The following is a 14,101-nucleotide window of genomic DNA, read 5'->3' as shown; positions in this document are numbered from 1 at the left end:
GGTAAGACCAGCGACCACGTTAATCAATGACCAACCATGGCAATGAACAATGGCAATTATTAATGCAACAGAACTTGCGGCAACCCTTGATGCCCATGGTATCGCTGAAGCGGTGTTGGCGCTCAGTGGCGGTCTTGATTCAATGGTACTGCTCGAATTATTGTACCAGGCCCGGCAGCTGCACTCATTCAAGCTAAAGGCAATTTATGTCAACCATGGCCTTAATCCCGACGCCCCCAGCTGGGCAGAGCACTGTGCCAACGCCTGTGCAGCTCGCGAAATTGAGTTTGTCAGCCTGAACGTTACCATCAGTGGTTCTGGTAATATTGAGGCCGCAGCCCGCGAGGCACGTTATCAGGCAATGGTGCCTTTTGTCGGGGCAGCAGATACTGCACTGCTAACCGCTCACCATGCCGATGATCAGCTGGAGACGCTGATACTGGCCTTAAAACGCGGGGCTGGGGTCGCCGGGCTAAGTGGTATGGCGCCGCAACGGCCTTTTGCCGCTGGCATGCTGTTAAGGCCACTGTTGAACTGCAGCCGGCAGCACATTCTGGCGTTTGCCCGTCAGCATCAGCTGCAGTGGGTGGAAGATAGCAGCAACACGGATAACCGCTTTGACCGTAATTATATTCGCAATGTCATTACGCCTTCACTAACCGGGCGCTGGCCGGCTTTTACTGCTACGGCGCTTCGCAGCATGCAGCATCTGGCTGAGCAGCAGCAACTATCTGATCATTTCACCGAGCGGGCACTGTTACGTTGTGCCGAAGATAACCAGCTTAAGTTAGACGCATTACAGCAGCAATTGCCGCTCCTGCAGGATTTAGTGATCCGCCGCTGGCTGGCCCGGTTTCAGTTAAACCCATCACGCCAATGGCTGCAAACCCTGAAACAACAAGTTATTGACGCCAATGTCGATGCGCAGCCGTTGCTGGTGCTTGGCGACTATCAGTTAAGGCGTTATCAACAGCGGCTGTATATTGTGCAGGAAAACCCGGTTCCGGCAATTTCTTGCCGGCTGCCTTGGCAAATGCAGCATACGCTCGCTTTACCGGCAGGTCTTGGCGAGTTGACGGTGCTGAATGAGCCCGGACCAGGGCGACTGGCAATGGTTCGTACTGAGGTAGACGTGGTGTTTGGCCAACTGAGTTTGCTGTTTAAGCCAGCGGACCAGTCTCAGCACAAGCCGCTGAAGCAGTGGTTTAAGCTATGGCAGCTGCCGCCCTGGCAACGGGGTCAGATCCCGCTGCTGTTGGCTGGCGATAAACTGCTTGCTGTTGCCGGTTATGCCAGCGCAGTTAGCAATTCACAGGCGGACTGCTGGCTTGACTGGTCGCGAAGCTGACGGTCGACCCACCATTTAATGCCTCCCGGCCTGTCTGGCGTAAACTGGCTTTGCCAGAGGCTTTGGCTTCATACAACGCCCGATCAGCGGCTGCAAAGAATTGTTCGGCCGCCTGTAGCGGTTGCAGGTATGCCAGGCCGGCACTGGCACTGATGCCATACTGGCTGCACTTATGATGCTGATTAATGGCTTTTAGTAGGCGACGAGCGACTAAATCGGCGCTGTCTGCATCGTCGTCAGCCAGGATAACTGCAAATTCATCACCACCAAACCGAAACAGGCTGTCGGTTTGTCTCAAGGCATCGCGCATACAATCAGCGACAACAATCAGCAGCTCATCCCCCATGGCATGGCCGTAACTATCATTAAGTTGCTTAAAATTATCCAAATCTAACAGTAACAGGGCGCAGGGCTGTTGCCGGCGGCGGGCTAACTGAATTGCTTTGGTAAAGCTGTCGTCAAAAAATCGACGATTACCCAATGCTGTTAACGGATCTTTCAGTGCCATTTGCTGCAGGCGGGCGACCACTAAGGCATTGCGCAGCGCAAAAAGCCATTCACTTTCCAGTAAGACCAGCTCACGTTGCTGCATTGGACTGAATGGCTGGTCGCTATGATAGTGCACCTCAGCCAGGCACTGCTGATTAAGGACCAGCAGACTTTTGTAGGCATGGCTACTGTTAGCTGAACCAGCAGCACTATGCTCACCAAAAGCGGTATTCAGCCGAATGCCTGTGATGCTGAGCAAGCGTCCGACATACATTGAAAAGATGTCCAGTTGTTGCTGAATATCCAGGCTGGTTTGCAGCTGGCTGGTCAGAGTCTGTTCGCTGCAGTCGGGCACGCTGTCAGCTTGCTGACAACGATTTAACGCGGCATAACTGGGCGCAACATCAAGCGCTAATTCCCGGGTCATTATACAGTCCATTACCAGTCCTTCTTAAACGGTTATGGCAGGTTAAAGCAATATTCAAGCCAAATGTTAAATGTGTTTAATTTCAGACTGTTACTGCTTTTGAAAATGACAAAGTCAAGCTATTGACGTGGTTTAACTTTCCCCGGCGGCAAGAAACTGCACAATTTGGTCCATCTGCTTACAGCCATCGTCGAAACCCAGCTCAATTAGCCGGCGGGTATATTTTTGTTCAAACAGTAAATAGCTGGCCAGGCTGGAATCGGAATGCTGCCTGATCCCAAGGCCTCGGAGTAAAGTGCGGACCGCCAGCGGTAAGCACAGGTAATATTCGCTGGCCAGCAAATTAAAATTCTGGCTGGGGTTGATCAGCAGGCTTTGCACTGGTTTAAGTTCAGTTTCGATGTTATTGGCATGCAGGGTTTCAACCGTTTTATTAATCCGCTGCATCCGCTCCAGATCAGAATTGAGAGTATCGGTAAAAATCGTATCTAACAGGTGTCCGGCCACGGTTGCCAAATCCGGATGATGCAGACTACGCCCGCTGGCTTCTTCTTTGCGCGGATCTTCAACGCCGATTATCAGAATTTTATCTGCGCCCAGATGAATGGGGGCACTCAGTGGCGCCAGCTGGTTAACTGAACCATCACCGAAATACTGCTGATGAATTCGGACCGACGGAAATATTATCGGAATAGCCGCCGACGCCATCAGATGGTGCACGCCAAGCAGGGTGCGCTGGCCGCACCGTTTTGCCCGCCGCCATTCTTCAGCATGATCTGACTGGAAAAAAGTGATGGAATCACCGTTATTGTAGCAGGAGGAGGTAACAGAGAAGCTCGACAGGTAGCCGCCCATAATATTGCGGTCTATCCGCTGCAGATCAAGGATCCGGCCCAGCAATTGCTTCAACGGTTTATTATCAAATACACTGACCGGCTTTTTGTTGGCGTAATCTGCCTGAAAGGCACCGAACACATTTTGCATTAAATGCCAGAATACCCTGGGGTAGTCGGAGTAATACACCTGATTGGTATGAAAATGACGCCAGACCGATTCAATTTTTTTAACGCCTAAATGAAAGCAAGAGGCATAGCACGCAATACCGGCGCCATTAATAGCGCCGGCAGAGGTACCACTGATAATATCAAACGGGGCGGGGCTGGTTCTGGGATAATGCTGAGCTATCGCCTTAAGTACCCCGACCTGATAAGCGGCGCGGGCGCCACCACCGGTCAGTAACAAGGCAGTTTTTTTTCCGTTAAGCGGTCGTTGTCGTACCATAGTAATATTGAACTTTTCTGCAATTTAGCGCTCTCTGTTGCTATATTGCAGTATATCTATGCCACTAACAAGGAGACACTTATGACCGCGCAACCATCAGGCAGCGGGCAGCAGCTTTTTTATGCAGGTATTGCAGCAGTCGTTATTGTCATTTTACTGGCGTTGTGGATGCTATTTAAACCGGGCGCTGAACCTGAGCAGGAAATGGTCCCGCCAACTCCACTTCCAGCCCGTGCAGAAATTATTGATGAACAGCCGTTACCACCGCCGGTAACTGAAACAGAACCTGAGGTGGCAGCTGATGCAGAAGTCGAGGTTGAGTCAGAGCAAACCATGGCGCAGCCCACTGAAGAGCCGCTACCAGCTTTAGAAAATTCTGATCCGGTGTTAAAGCAGGAAGTGTTAAAAATTGACTGGCAGCCAGGGCTGGCAGCGTTAATCAATACTGAACAAATGGTGCGAAATCTGGTGGTGACAGTAGATAATCTGGCTCAGCGACAATTAGTTGCCAATCATCCAGTGGTGGTCCCGCTTGATCAGCCGTTTATTGCAACGCCAGAGAACAATGGCCAGTCGTATCAAATCGACCCGGCCAGTTATCAGCGGTATGAGCCTTATGTGCGTTTGCTTGAAAATTCAGAGCCTGAGCAAATGCTGCAAGTGCTGGAGCGTTATCGGCCGCTGTTTGAACAAGCTTTTGGCGAGCTGGGCTATCCGGAACTGAGCTTTGAGCAACGTTTGCAGCAAGCGTTACAGCAGTTTCTGGCTATTGAACCAAATACAGCAGACACCACCCTGGTGCGTAAGTCAGTGGCCTACACCTATGCTGATCCTGCGGTAGAGGAGCGCAGCGATCTTGAGAAACAGATTATTCGACTCGGACCGGACAACCATCAGCGCTTACGTGCAGTTGCGCAAAAGTATCTGGCTTTACTGGAAGAGCAGACGGACTGAGCAAGTTACTGCTGCTTAAAGTTTAGCCACTAGAGCATTGTTGAGGTTAAATTACTTGAAACCGGGCAGGCCATTGCGCATAATGCGGGCCTGTCGCTCTGGTGCAACCGGTGCGGCACTCAATGGTAACTCCATTGGTCCTCTCGCAATGCTAGTAGGTTAACCTGGTCAGGTCCGGAAGGAAGCAGCCACAGCTTATGATGCAGGTGCCGGGATGTGGCTGGTGGAGTTGCCACCCACTCTGCACTTTTTCTGAAAATCCGCTCTGACAATATCCAGTGCCGCCAACACATCGTGGTCAGATAACTGCTGTTGTTCAAGCAGCATAATCAAATCTACCGCCAGCTTGACATGCACGGGTGCGCTGGCCAAACCGGCACTGCTATGTTGGGTAGCGTCTGAGCCTGACATCACTTATTGTCATCCAGAAATTGTCGGGCCCGGCTGACGGCTTCCTTCACTTTCATTTGCATTTCAAAGCGTTCACTTTGCGGCAGGTAAAACGACATATCTACTTCATAGCGGATATAACGGGGTGGCAGCAGGTTAAGTGATATACAGCATAAATCGGCCAGATATTCGCTGTCTTTGCTGCTGTCGAGCGCTAATTCAACGATATGGTCCAGTAGCAGTTTTTCATAATAGTTATGAATGTCATCGTCCAGCTTCATTGTTGCCTCGTCAGTTTCAGAATGTCGATATTCAGCATAATCAGCTTAGCAGCAAAAGGCCATAGAAAGATTGAGTTAACGAAGCGGGCTGTTACAATGCCGTGGTCTGACACAGCGGAATTCTCTTATGCAAAAAAACACCACACCCTGTTACTACGGCGATTACCTGCAGCTGGATAAAATACTCACTGCGCAGGCGCCTGAAAGCGCCAAATACGCCAACGAAGCCCATGATGAAACCTTATTTATTGTCGTGCATCAGGTGTATGAATTGTGGTTTAAGCAAATTCTGCATGAGCTAAAAGCGGTAATGGCGGTATTTGCTGAAGCAGAAGTTAAAGATCAGCAGTTAACCGGCATAGTCCATAAGCTGAAACGGGTAATTAGTATTCAGCAATTGCTGAATCAGCAAATTGCGGTGATGGAAACGATGACACCGCAGGATTTTATGTCGTTCCGCGATTATCTGGTGCCGGCCTCAGGGTTTCAGAGTGTCCAGTTTAAAATGCTGGAAATCGGTTTGGGTCTGAAAAGTGAATATCGCATCGACTTTGATAAAAACTCATTTTACAGCCGGTTAAATGAGAAAGACCGGCGTTTTTTAGAGGCCCTGGAAACAGAACCCAGTTTATTCGAACGCATAGAGAAATGGCTGGAGCGGATGCCATTTTTACAGCTCGACGATTTCAGCTTCTGGCAGATGTATCACAATGCCACTGAGCAAATGCTGGATGACGATGCCAGCACCGTCTCCGGAATAGTACAGATAGCAGAGCAGGAGCGTGAATTGCAATTGGCAGAGATTGCACGTACCCGGGCTAAATTTGCCGCCTTGCTGGACAAAGATAAATATCAGGAGCTGCAAAACCAGGGTAGTTTCCGGCTAAGTCAGCGTGCCATGCTCTCGGCTTTGTTTATTAGCCTGTATCAGGAAGAGCCGGTATTTAACTTGCCGTTTCAACTGCTGACCTGCCTGACAGAGATTGATGAAAACCTGACGATCTGGCGCTACAAGCACGCTATGATGGTACAACGAATGCTTGGAACTAAAATAGGTACGGGTGGCTCGTCTGGCCATGATTACTTAAAGCGTACAACAGAAAAGAACCGGATCTTTACTGACTTATTTAATATGGCAACGTTTTTATTGCCCAAATCTGAGTTGCCGGTATTGCCGGAACCAGTAAAACGCAAGCTAGGTTTCTATTTCGGGCCAGAGCGATAAACCAGCAACGCTAAACGCAGCCTTAAACAATTGCAAATGCAGTTGGGTTAAGGCTGCTACATCCCGCTGATAACCACCGCCAATCACCGCAGCTACCGGGATATTACGGTTACGACAGGCAGTCAGTACCTGCAAATCCCGTTGATAAATCGCCTCTGTGGATATGTCCAGCAACCCCAGTTCATCTTGCTGATGAATATCCACCCCGGCATCGTACAGCACCAGTTCCGGCTGATGCCAGTTCAGCAAACATTCCAGGCTCTGGCTTACTGTTTCCAAATACTCGGTATCACTGCACTGTTTAGCCAGACCAATATCCCAGTCTGAGTTGATTTTACGGGCCGGAAAGTTTTTCTCGCAATGTATAGACGCGGTAATAATAGCCGGCTCGGTCGCAAAAATACCAGCAGTGCCATCGCCCTGATGCACATCCAGATCAAAAATCAGAATTTTGCCCACACCGCGGCTCACCATACTTTGGGCGGTAAACGCCAGGTCGTTAAATACACAAAAGCCAGCACCTTCACTACGCCTGGCATGATGATAACCCCCGCTTAAATGCAGGCCAATGCCATGGCTTAGTGCCAGCTCGGCAGCTAACCGGGTGCCAGCAACGGATACCAGAGAACGGTCAACCAGTTGCTGCGACCACGGAAAACCGATGCGGCGCATGGCTTGGGTTGTTATCGAGCCGTTGCAAATACTGTTGATATAGTCGTTATCGTGGATGTTTGTCAGTTCAGTGGCGACGATGGGTTCAGGCGTCCAGAAAGCTTCCGGAGATATTCCTGCGAACAACAATGCCTGGTACAAGGCCTGATATTTGGTAATTGGGTAGCGATGGCGCTCTGGCAGGCTGAGCGCACTGTAGCATGGGTGGTAGACCAGGCCTGGTGCTACGGTCGCCATCAGGGTACTTGGCGCTCGTGCTGCAAAATAGCCTGCTCAACGTCGCTGATGGCTTTGCGGCAGCGGCCCAGCCTGGCATGCAAAGCCAAAACACGATTGGTATTGCCGTCGCTGCTGTAACGTTCAGCCTGCTCTATCATGTCCAGTAACCTGCGCTCAAATTGCTGAAAATCGCTTAACTGCTGGTATAGGTCGACTGTGCCCGCCTTACTGACAACCGGTTTGTCGGTCTGCACCCGGTTGATTTTGATACTACGTTGAAACTTGCTGCGGGTTTGCTGGTTGCTGAACGCCCGGGTTAGCGCATCAACCTGAGCGGCTAAATGCTTGGCTAGGCGTTGCTGGCTGGCCGCTGACAGCGGTGGCTGATTGTCTGTCAGCCGTTGCAGGTTGCGCCTGGCATCAGCAACGTAGTCTGCTAAGTCGGGTGAGTGACAGCTAAACAGGCCACTTTCAAACCAGTCTTGTGGTTTACCGGGTTGGCGCATGCTGTCAATTGTGCATGCCCGCTGATATAACTCATTTAGCTGACTCGCCAGTAAATGCAGGGCACTCATGTATTACTCCAGGCTTGCCAGGCTAAGCGCAGGGCAATAGCGATGACCACGCTGATAAACACCGGCCGGATAAACTTGCTGCCAAAGCGAATAGCACTATGGGCGCCCAGAAATGCGCCCAGCATCAGACACAACCCCATGGCAATGCCCAGTACATAATTAACATGACCCAGCGCCATAAAGGCCACCAGCGAGAAACCATTGCTGATAAAATTCATTGTCCTGGCTACGCCACTGGTCAGCAACAGATTAATTTTGTACATGGCCATACTTGAGACCATCCAGAAAGCGCCGGTACCGGGACCGGCCACGCCATCATAAAAACCCAGCGTTAACCCCTGCAGGCGTTGCTGCCAAAAAAGCTTGCTGTTTTGTGCAGGCAGCTGCAGCCGGTCATCCGGTTGGATCCGGTTGAACAAGGTATAAATAGCCGCCAGCAATATCAGTATCGGTAATAGCTTTTCCAGCAGCGACGTGCTTAATTGATCCACCACCAGAGTGCCCAGTAAGGCGCCGATTGCGGTATAACCCAGGCTGCGCCGCCAATAGCGTGGGTTAAACAGCCGCTTGCGGTAGTAGGTTAGTGAGGCCGTAAGTGAGCCAAAGGTTGCCGCCAGCTTGTTGGTACCCAGCACCAGGTGGGGCGGCAAACCCGCTGTCAGTAATGCCGGTACCGTCAGTAAGCCCCCGCCGCCGGCGATGGCATCGATATAACCCGCAATAAACGCTACCGCGCAGAGGATCAGCAGTAAGTCAGTGGGAGGCAGCAGTTCAATCAGCACCTGGCGTTATCCTGTTATTTCCAGCTTTTGCTCAACTGGGTTGTTGTTAATAATGTCGTTAATAATCAATCTGGCGTTTAAAGGGTGGCAGGGTATCCAGCATCGCTTTACCATATGATTTGGTTACCAGCCGCCGATCCAGGATGATGATCCTGCCCTGGTCCTGTTCCTGGCGCAGCAGTCTACCACAAGCCTGTACCAGTTTCCTCGCGGTGGCGGGAACAGCCAGTTGCACAAACGGATTACCGCCTTTGCGGGTAACTGCTTCGCTCATTGCTGCTTCCAACGGCGATGTTGGCACCGCAAAAGGGAGTTTGGTGATAACCAGGTTAGTAAGCAGTTTGCCCGGTAAATCCAGCCCCTCTGAGAAACTCTGGGTGCCAAACAAAATACTGGTTTTATTATGCTGGCAGTTGTCATTATGCAGACTGAGCAAAGCCTGACGTGAGGCTTCACCTTGCACCAACAATGATAAATCTTTTTTTCTGAGCGCCTCTGCAACTTGTTGCATTTGCCAATATGACGCAAACAACACCAGACTGGCTTGCTGTTTGGGTAGGTAGCCTGGCAGTATACTTATCAGCTCGTCGGTATAAGCATTAGCTGTCGGTTCGTTTTGCATTTTGGGCAGGATAATGACGCCGTTTTGCTGATAGGCAAAAGGCGAGTCAACTCTGACAGTTTGTAGCCCGGGGTGGGCGGTTAAACCAAGCTCATACTTTATGTGGTCAAATGAATTTAATACGGTCAGGGTGGCGGAGCATAAAATGCAGGCGTAGGCCTGAGAGAACAACATTTGCTCCAGGGTATTGGCAACACTGAGCGGGCAGGCATGGGCAGTCAGCTGCTGGTCATCCTTAACCACCCAGCGCGCCTGGTACGCCGGCTCAGGCTGCGGCTGCGCATACAATTGCCACAAAGCTTGCTGTTGCTCCAACTTTTGCGCCAGCTGGCTCAGCTCCTGCAGGAGTTTACTCTGATTTTTACGTTTAGCCGGGGTTAATGCAACCTCACCAACCGCGGCACTTATTTTATCAAGTAACGCCAGGGTTTTCTGGGCACAACGGGCAATAGGTTCAGCTTGTTGCTGCCATAATTTGGGCAGCGCGGCGTGTGCAAAGCGGTAATCCGGTTGATCGGGTCCGGTAAACCAGCGGCTTTGCCATTCGGGCAGGCTGCGTTCCACGGGCTTTAGCAGGCTCAGCATTTCATTGCGACTGTCATCCAGCTTTAGCAGATCTTTTAAGCAGGTCTCAGGCAGGGTCTGGATTAACTGATTGACCAGCAGGCCTAGTTTATCCAGCCACAGCTGAGGTTGGCTTAACTGAGCAAAAGCAGCGAAATAATCGCGGCCACAAGCCGGCAAATGATGCGCCTCATCGATGACATAAATACAGTCTTCCGGGGCTGGCAGAATGGCGTTACCGCCCGCAAGGTCGGCCAGCAGCAAACTGTGGTTCACCACCAGTAACTGGGCATCACTTATTTCTGCCCGGGCCAGATGAAACGGGCAATGCTGGTGACGTTTATCATGTTTACTGCAGTGATATGGATCCGCGCTGATACTGTGCCACAATGTGTCGTCCACGGCTGTGGGCAGGGTGTCTTTATCGCCAAGCCAACTGCGCTGCTGCCAGGCTTGATAGAGGGTTTCCAGCAGGGCAACCTGACTACGCTCGCTACTAGTCAGTAAATCCGGCTGCACCAGTTGCTGCTTTAACCGCTCGATACAAGCATAGCGCGAGCGACCTTTCACCAGGTTGTATTCAAATTCAATACCACTGTGCTGGCGAAAGAATGGCAGGTCTTTGTTTATAAGTTGCTCTTGCAAGGCCACCGTTGCTGTTGCGATAACCAGTACTTTCTGCCGGGCCAATGCCACCGGCAGGGTCGCCAGTAAATAGGCCAGTGACTTACCGGTACCCGTGCCGGCTTCAACCAGACCTATCCGGTCATGCCGGTGATAGTGGCCGGCAACTATATTCGCCATTTCCGCAATCAGCTTATTCTGGCCCGGCCGGTTATGGTAATTTGGCAACGCGGTTTTTAACTGTTGCTGGGCGTCCCGGATTTGTTGTTTCAGCTTTTCAGAAAGCATTTGCTCAGTTGTCATGAATGGCCAGATTGCCTGTATAGACGTACAGTTTTCTAATTCTAACCAGCTAACATGGATTTAGCAAAGCGCTTGTTGCCTGTAAAACAGCGTCTTCCAGCGCAAAAAAATTGCATATCATGTTTATCTTGCTGAATTAGTTCGGTCAGGATAGAAAATGACATTCCGGTAAAACCAGCAGAGTGTAAATAATAAATTACGAATTTATGATTGCACTTGACCATTGCAAGCGATTAAAAGTATCAAATAACAGCAATGCGGGCGTAAATAGCCGGCCTATTAAGATATTTAAGGTTGTTTGGCGCCATTTTGGGGCAAAACTGCCCTGTTTGTCAGATTGCCTGAATTTTGTGCAAAACCCGCTGCTGACCGCTACCGGGCGAAATTGTTCAATAAAAGCTGTTGACCCTACCGAAAAATACCGTTTATTATCAGGACGCGACAAATCGGAGTAAATCCGAGATGAATGGAGTGCCAATTGCCTTTAAATATTGGTAACTGTTTAAAAATAGAATCACTAGCGAGATAGTGGTCCAGGGAGAAATACATGTATACGAATAATAAATTAAATAAAGCTGTGCGCTTAGCTATCGCCTTCGGCGCGGCTTCAGCTACCGCTTTCACTGCATCAGTAACGGCAGCGGAAGAAGATGAAACGGCCAAAGTTGAACGAATTGAAGTTACCGGTTCGCGTATTAAACGTACCGATTTAGAAGGTGCTCTGCCTGTAACAGTTATTGACCGTGAGGCAATTGAGTTATCAGGCGAAATTTCTGTAGCTGATTTAATCCGGAACACCACGTTCAACAGCGCTGGTTCTTTCCGCCCGCAATCTGGTAGCTCTGCTCAGGGCGTGAGCCAGGTTAACATGCGTGGCCTGGGTGCCAGCCGTACTCTGGTATTGGTGGATGGCCGTCGTTTAACGATGTCACCTTCAACCGGTTCATCACAGGATTTGAACTCTATCCCGATGGCGGCTGTTGAGCGTATTGAAATTCTGTCTGATGGTGCATCAGCGGTATACGGTTCAGACGCAATCGGCGGTGTAATCAACGTTATCACCCGTAAAGATTTCAGCGGTGTTGAAATTAGTGTTGGTGCTGGCCAGGTTAGCGTGCCTTCAGAAGGCGGCGACCGTGAGAACGGTTCAGTCGTATTTGGTTCTGCCAACGACACAACTCAGGTAATCGGTGGTGTTTCTTGGAACAAGCGCGAAATTATTTTCGAAAACGCGTTCCCATGGGTACAACCAGGTTCATCTGTTTATGGTAACAACTTTGTTGCCGGTAGCAACGCTGCCCGCCACTGGGGTAATGCCTTAGACGAAGATGGTAACGTATTATTAAACGAAGATGGTGACCCGGTTGCAGCTGGCGCGCCTATTATGTCGGTACCAGGCGGCTGTGGTGAAGATAACTTCAACACTATTTCAGTAACGACAAACCCGGATGGTACTACTGTTCGTCCGGACGGCGTAGTGAGCCCACGTTGTCAGTTTGACTTTAACGCGACTAATGCTAACGAAGCGTCAATTGGCAACGAGTCATTATTTGTTAAGTTAAATCATCAAATCAATGACGACTGGTCAGTATATGCTAACGCCAGCGTAGCAAAAACCACATCATTCGGTCGTTATGCACCAGCCCCGGATTCAAACGGTTTTTATGCTGGTTTAGCTACTCCGGTTGACAGCTACAACAACCCGACCAATCCAGACGCCTGGATGTACGATGCAAACAACCCGAATGCTGTTGCGTATGACCAGACTTTAGTAGGTCCAAACGTACCGGTGTTCTTCTATCACCGTTTTGCTGCCATGGGTAACCGTGACAACACTATCGACAACGAAAACGTTGATTTCCTGATTGGCTCTATGGGCCGGGTTGGCGAAATCGATATTGACTTTGGTGCCCGTCGTGTTCGCAACCAGACTGTTGGGTTAGGTGATGGCTACCTGGCAGCAACAACTGCCTGGGGTAATGTTAACAGCTTTAACCCTGGTTACTGTGCAGACGGCTCGTTTGACCCTGCAGGCTGTCGTTCAGGTTATGATATTCAAAACCCAAGCGACAACCCTGAAAGCGTGTTACAGGCCGGTGTGGTAACCACTGCCCGTAAATCACAGTTTGATATCAATGAATACTACGGTAGTGCTTCTTTCGACCTGTTCGAAATGGCCGGTGGTATCGCTCAGGGTTCAGTAGGTGTTGAGCGTCGTGAAGAAGTTTACTCTGATAAATATGACTCTCAGTCTGCTGCCGGTTTAGTAGGCGGTTCATCAGGTGCCTCAGCTGGCGGTGACCGTTCAGTTAACGCAGCGTTCTTCGAAACCTTACTGCCTGCAACTGATGACTTAGAAGTATCATTAGCGGGTCGTTTCGATAACTACTCAGATTATGGTTCAGACTTCTCACCAAAAGTGGGTTTACGTTATGAAGCGGCTGAAGGGTTATTGTTACGGGCGTCATATGGTTTAGGTTTCCGTGCGCCGTCACTGGATATCTTAACTCAGGCGACCTCGTTCTCAGCTGACTCAGTTGCTGATCCGGTGACTTGTGGCTTCCTGACCGGTGCAGCAGATGACCCATGTCAGATTAACGCGTTCTATATTGCTAACCCTGACTTAAGCTCAGAGTCATCAACTCAGTACGCCTTTGGTGCAGCTTATCAGTTTGACGACTGGTTATTTGTTAAGGCCGATTACTACAACATCGAAATTGAAGACCGGATCCGTCAGTTCACTTCTCAGGATTTAATTAACTTTGAAGATGAAGGCCGTGCTGCACCTGCTGGTTTAGGTGTGACTCGTGTGGACGGTATTATCACCCGGATCGATGCGGGTTATGGTAACGAAGGTACCCTGGAAACTTCTGGTGTGGATTTAAACATCCGTACTAACTTTGATTTCGGTAACGCTGGTCGTTTAATCAATAACCTGTATGTGTCACACATCATTGATTACACCACTGATGGTGGCCGTAATACCGTTAAAGATCCTGGCTTACCACAGCAGCGGATTAACCTGAACAACCAGTATGTGTTCGGTGATTTTGACTTCGCCTGGAATATCAACGTTATCGGTTCTCAGTACAACACCGTTACTGGTGGTGTACAGGAAGGCCATATTGCAACCTGGACTACCCATGACCTGCAGTTAACTTACAATGCACCTTGGAATGCCCGTATTTCTATCGGCGCCCAAAACGCGTTTGAGAAGTTACCAGAGTTCGGTACTTCAGCTGCAGCCCGTGGCTCACGTGATTACAACTTCAACTTGTATAATGCTTTCGGTCGTATCAGCTACATCCGGTACACTCAAAGCTTCTAATAAGTTAGAAAGTTAAT

At 50.0% G+C, this 14,101-nt stretch carries 11 protein-coding genes, 1 other RNA gene and 1 pseudogene; 5 read left to right on the top strand and 8 right to left on the bottom strand.

Annotation, left to right across the window (positions count from 1 at the left end):
• Positions 1-49 precede the first annotated feature (49 nt).
• On the top strand, positions 50-1,348 hold the full coding sequence (tilS, locus tag KG631_RS13790) for a tRNA lysidine(34) synthetase TilS (protein WP_214000266.1): 1,299 nt from the start codon (positions 50-52) through the stop codon (positions 1,346-1,348).
• On the opposite strand, the gene KG631_RS13785 is transcribed toward tilS, so the two are convergent.
• Positions 1,302-2,276 carry a GGDEF domain-containing protein gene (locus tag KG631_RS13785; RefSeq protein ID WP_214000265.1) on the bottom strand — a complete coding sequence of 325 codons (975 nt, stop codon included), beginning with the start codon at positions 2,274-2,276 and terminating at the stop codon, positions 1,302-1,304. The genes tilS and KG631_RS13785 overlap by 47 nt on opposite strands.
• A gap of 120 nt (positions 2,277-2,396) precedes the next feature.
• Positions 2,397-3,545, bottom strand: a complete 1,149-nt coding sequence (locus KG631_RS13780; protein WP_214000264.1) for a patatin-like phospholipase family protein — start codon at positions 3,543-3,545, stop codon at positions 2,397-2,399.
• Positions 3,546-3,626: 81 nt separating this feature from the next.
• Between KG631_RS13780 and KG631_RS13775 the strand changes: the two genes are divergently transcribed.
• Positions 3,627-4,499, top strand: coding sequence for a DUF3014 domain-containing protein (locus KG631_RS13775; RefSeq protein ID WP_214000263.1), 873 nt, complete (start codon positions 3,627-3,629; stop codon positions 4,497-4,499).
• Between the two features lie 132 nt (positions 4,500-4,631).
• Positions 4,632-4,728, top strand: an RNA gene (ffs, locus tag KG631_RS13770) — signal recognition particle sRNA small type.
• Between the two features lie 29 nt (positions 4,729-4,757).
• On the opposite strand, the pseudogene KG631_RS13765 reads toward ffs, so the two are convergent.
• Together KG631_RS13765 and KG631_RS13760 are read right to left on the bottom strand one after the other, a co-directional pair.
• Positions 4,758-4,910: pseudogene (locus KG631_RS13765) on the bottom strand (DUF2496 domain-containing protein); the annotation flags it as partial.
• Positions 4,910-5,170, bottom strand: coding sequence for a late competence development ComFB family protein (locus KG631_RS13760; protein WP_214000262.1), 261 nt, complete (start codon positions 5,168-5,170; stop codon positions 4,910-4,912). The gene KG631_RS13760 and the pseudogene KG631_RS13765, both read right to left, overlap by 1 nt.
• A gap of 127 nt (positions 5,171-5,297) precedes the next feature.
• On the opposite strand from KG631_RS13760, the gene KG631_RS13755 reads away from it, so the two are divergent.
• Positions 5,298-6,395, top strand: coding sequence for a tryptophan 2,3-dioxygenase family protein (locus tag KG631_RS13755; protein ID WP_214000261.1), 1,098 nt, complete (start codon positions 5,298-5,300; stop codon positions 6,393-6,395).
• On the opposite strand, the gene KG631_RS13750 is transcribed toward KG631_RS13755, so the two are convergent.
• From KG631_RS13750 to dinG, 4 genes are read right to left on the bottom strand one after another with little or no spacing between them, the layout of a single operon-like run.
• Positions 6,366-7,304: a histone deacetylase gene (locus tag KG631_RS13750; protein WP_214000260.1), complete on the bottom strand. Its 939-nt coding sequence runs from the start codon at positions 7,302-7,304 to the stop codon at positions 6,366-6,368. The two genes, KG631_RS13755 and KG631_RS13750, sit on opposite strands and share 30 nt — an antisense overlap.
• Positions 7,304-7,861, bottom strand: a complete 558-nt coding sequence (priC, locus tag KG631_RS13745) for a primosomal replication protein PriC (RefSeq protein WP_214000259.1) — start codon at positions 7,859-7,861, stop codon at positions 7,304-7,306. Before priC ends, KG631_RS13750 begins: the two co-directional genes overlap by 1 nt.
• A complete protein-coding gene (locus tag KG631_RS13740) occupies positions 7,858-8,643 on the bottom strand; it encodes a TSUP family transporter (protein ID WP_214000258.1) in 786 nt (261 codons plus the stop codon). Before KG631_RS13740 ends, priC begins: the two co-directional genes overlap by 4 nt.
• 58 nt (positions 8,644-8,701) lie before the next feature.
• Entirely contained in the window at positions 8,702-10,756 is a 2,055-nt protein-coding gene (gene dinG, locus KG631_RS13735) for an ATP-dependent DNA helicase DinG (protein ID WP_214000257.1), read from the bottom strand.
• Positions 10,757-11,303: 547 nt separating this feature from the next.
• On the opposite strand from dinG, the gene KG631_RS13730 reads away from it, so the two are divergent.
• Positions 11,304-14,084 (top strand): TonB-dependent receptor, encoded by a 2,781-nt coding sequence (locus KG631_RS13730; protein WP_214000256.1) that lies wholly within the window; start codon positions 11,304-11,306, stop codon positions 14,082-14,084.
• Positions 14,085-14,101: the final 17 nt, after the last annotated feature.

It is taken from the genome of Arsukibacterium sp. (assembly GCF_018402695.1).
Classification (GTDB): domain Bacteria; phylum Pseudomonadota; class Gammaproteobacteria; order Enterobacterales; family Alteromonadaceae; genus Alishewanella.
Note: the sequence above shows the minus strand (reverse complement) of the source record. Positions and strands in the feature narration are given on the sequence as shown.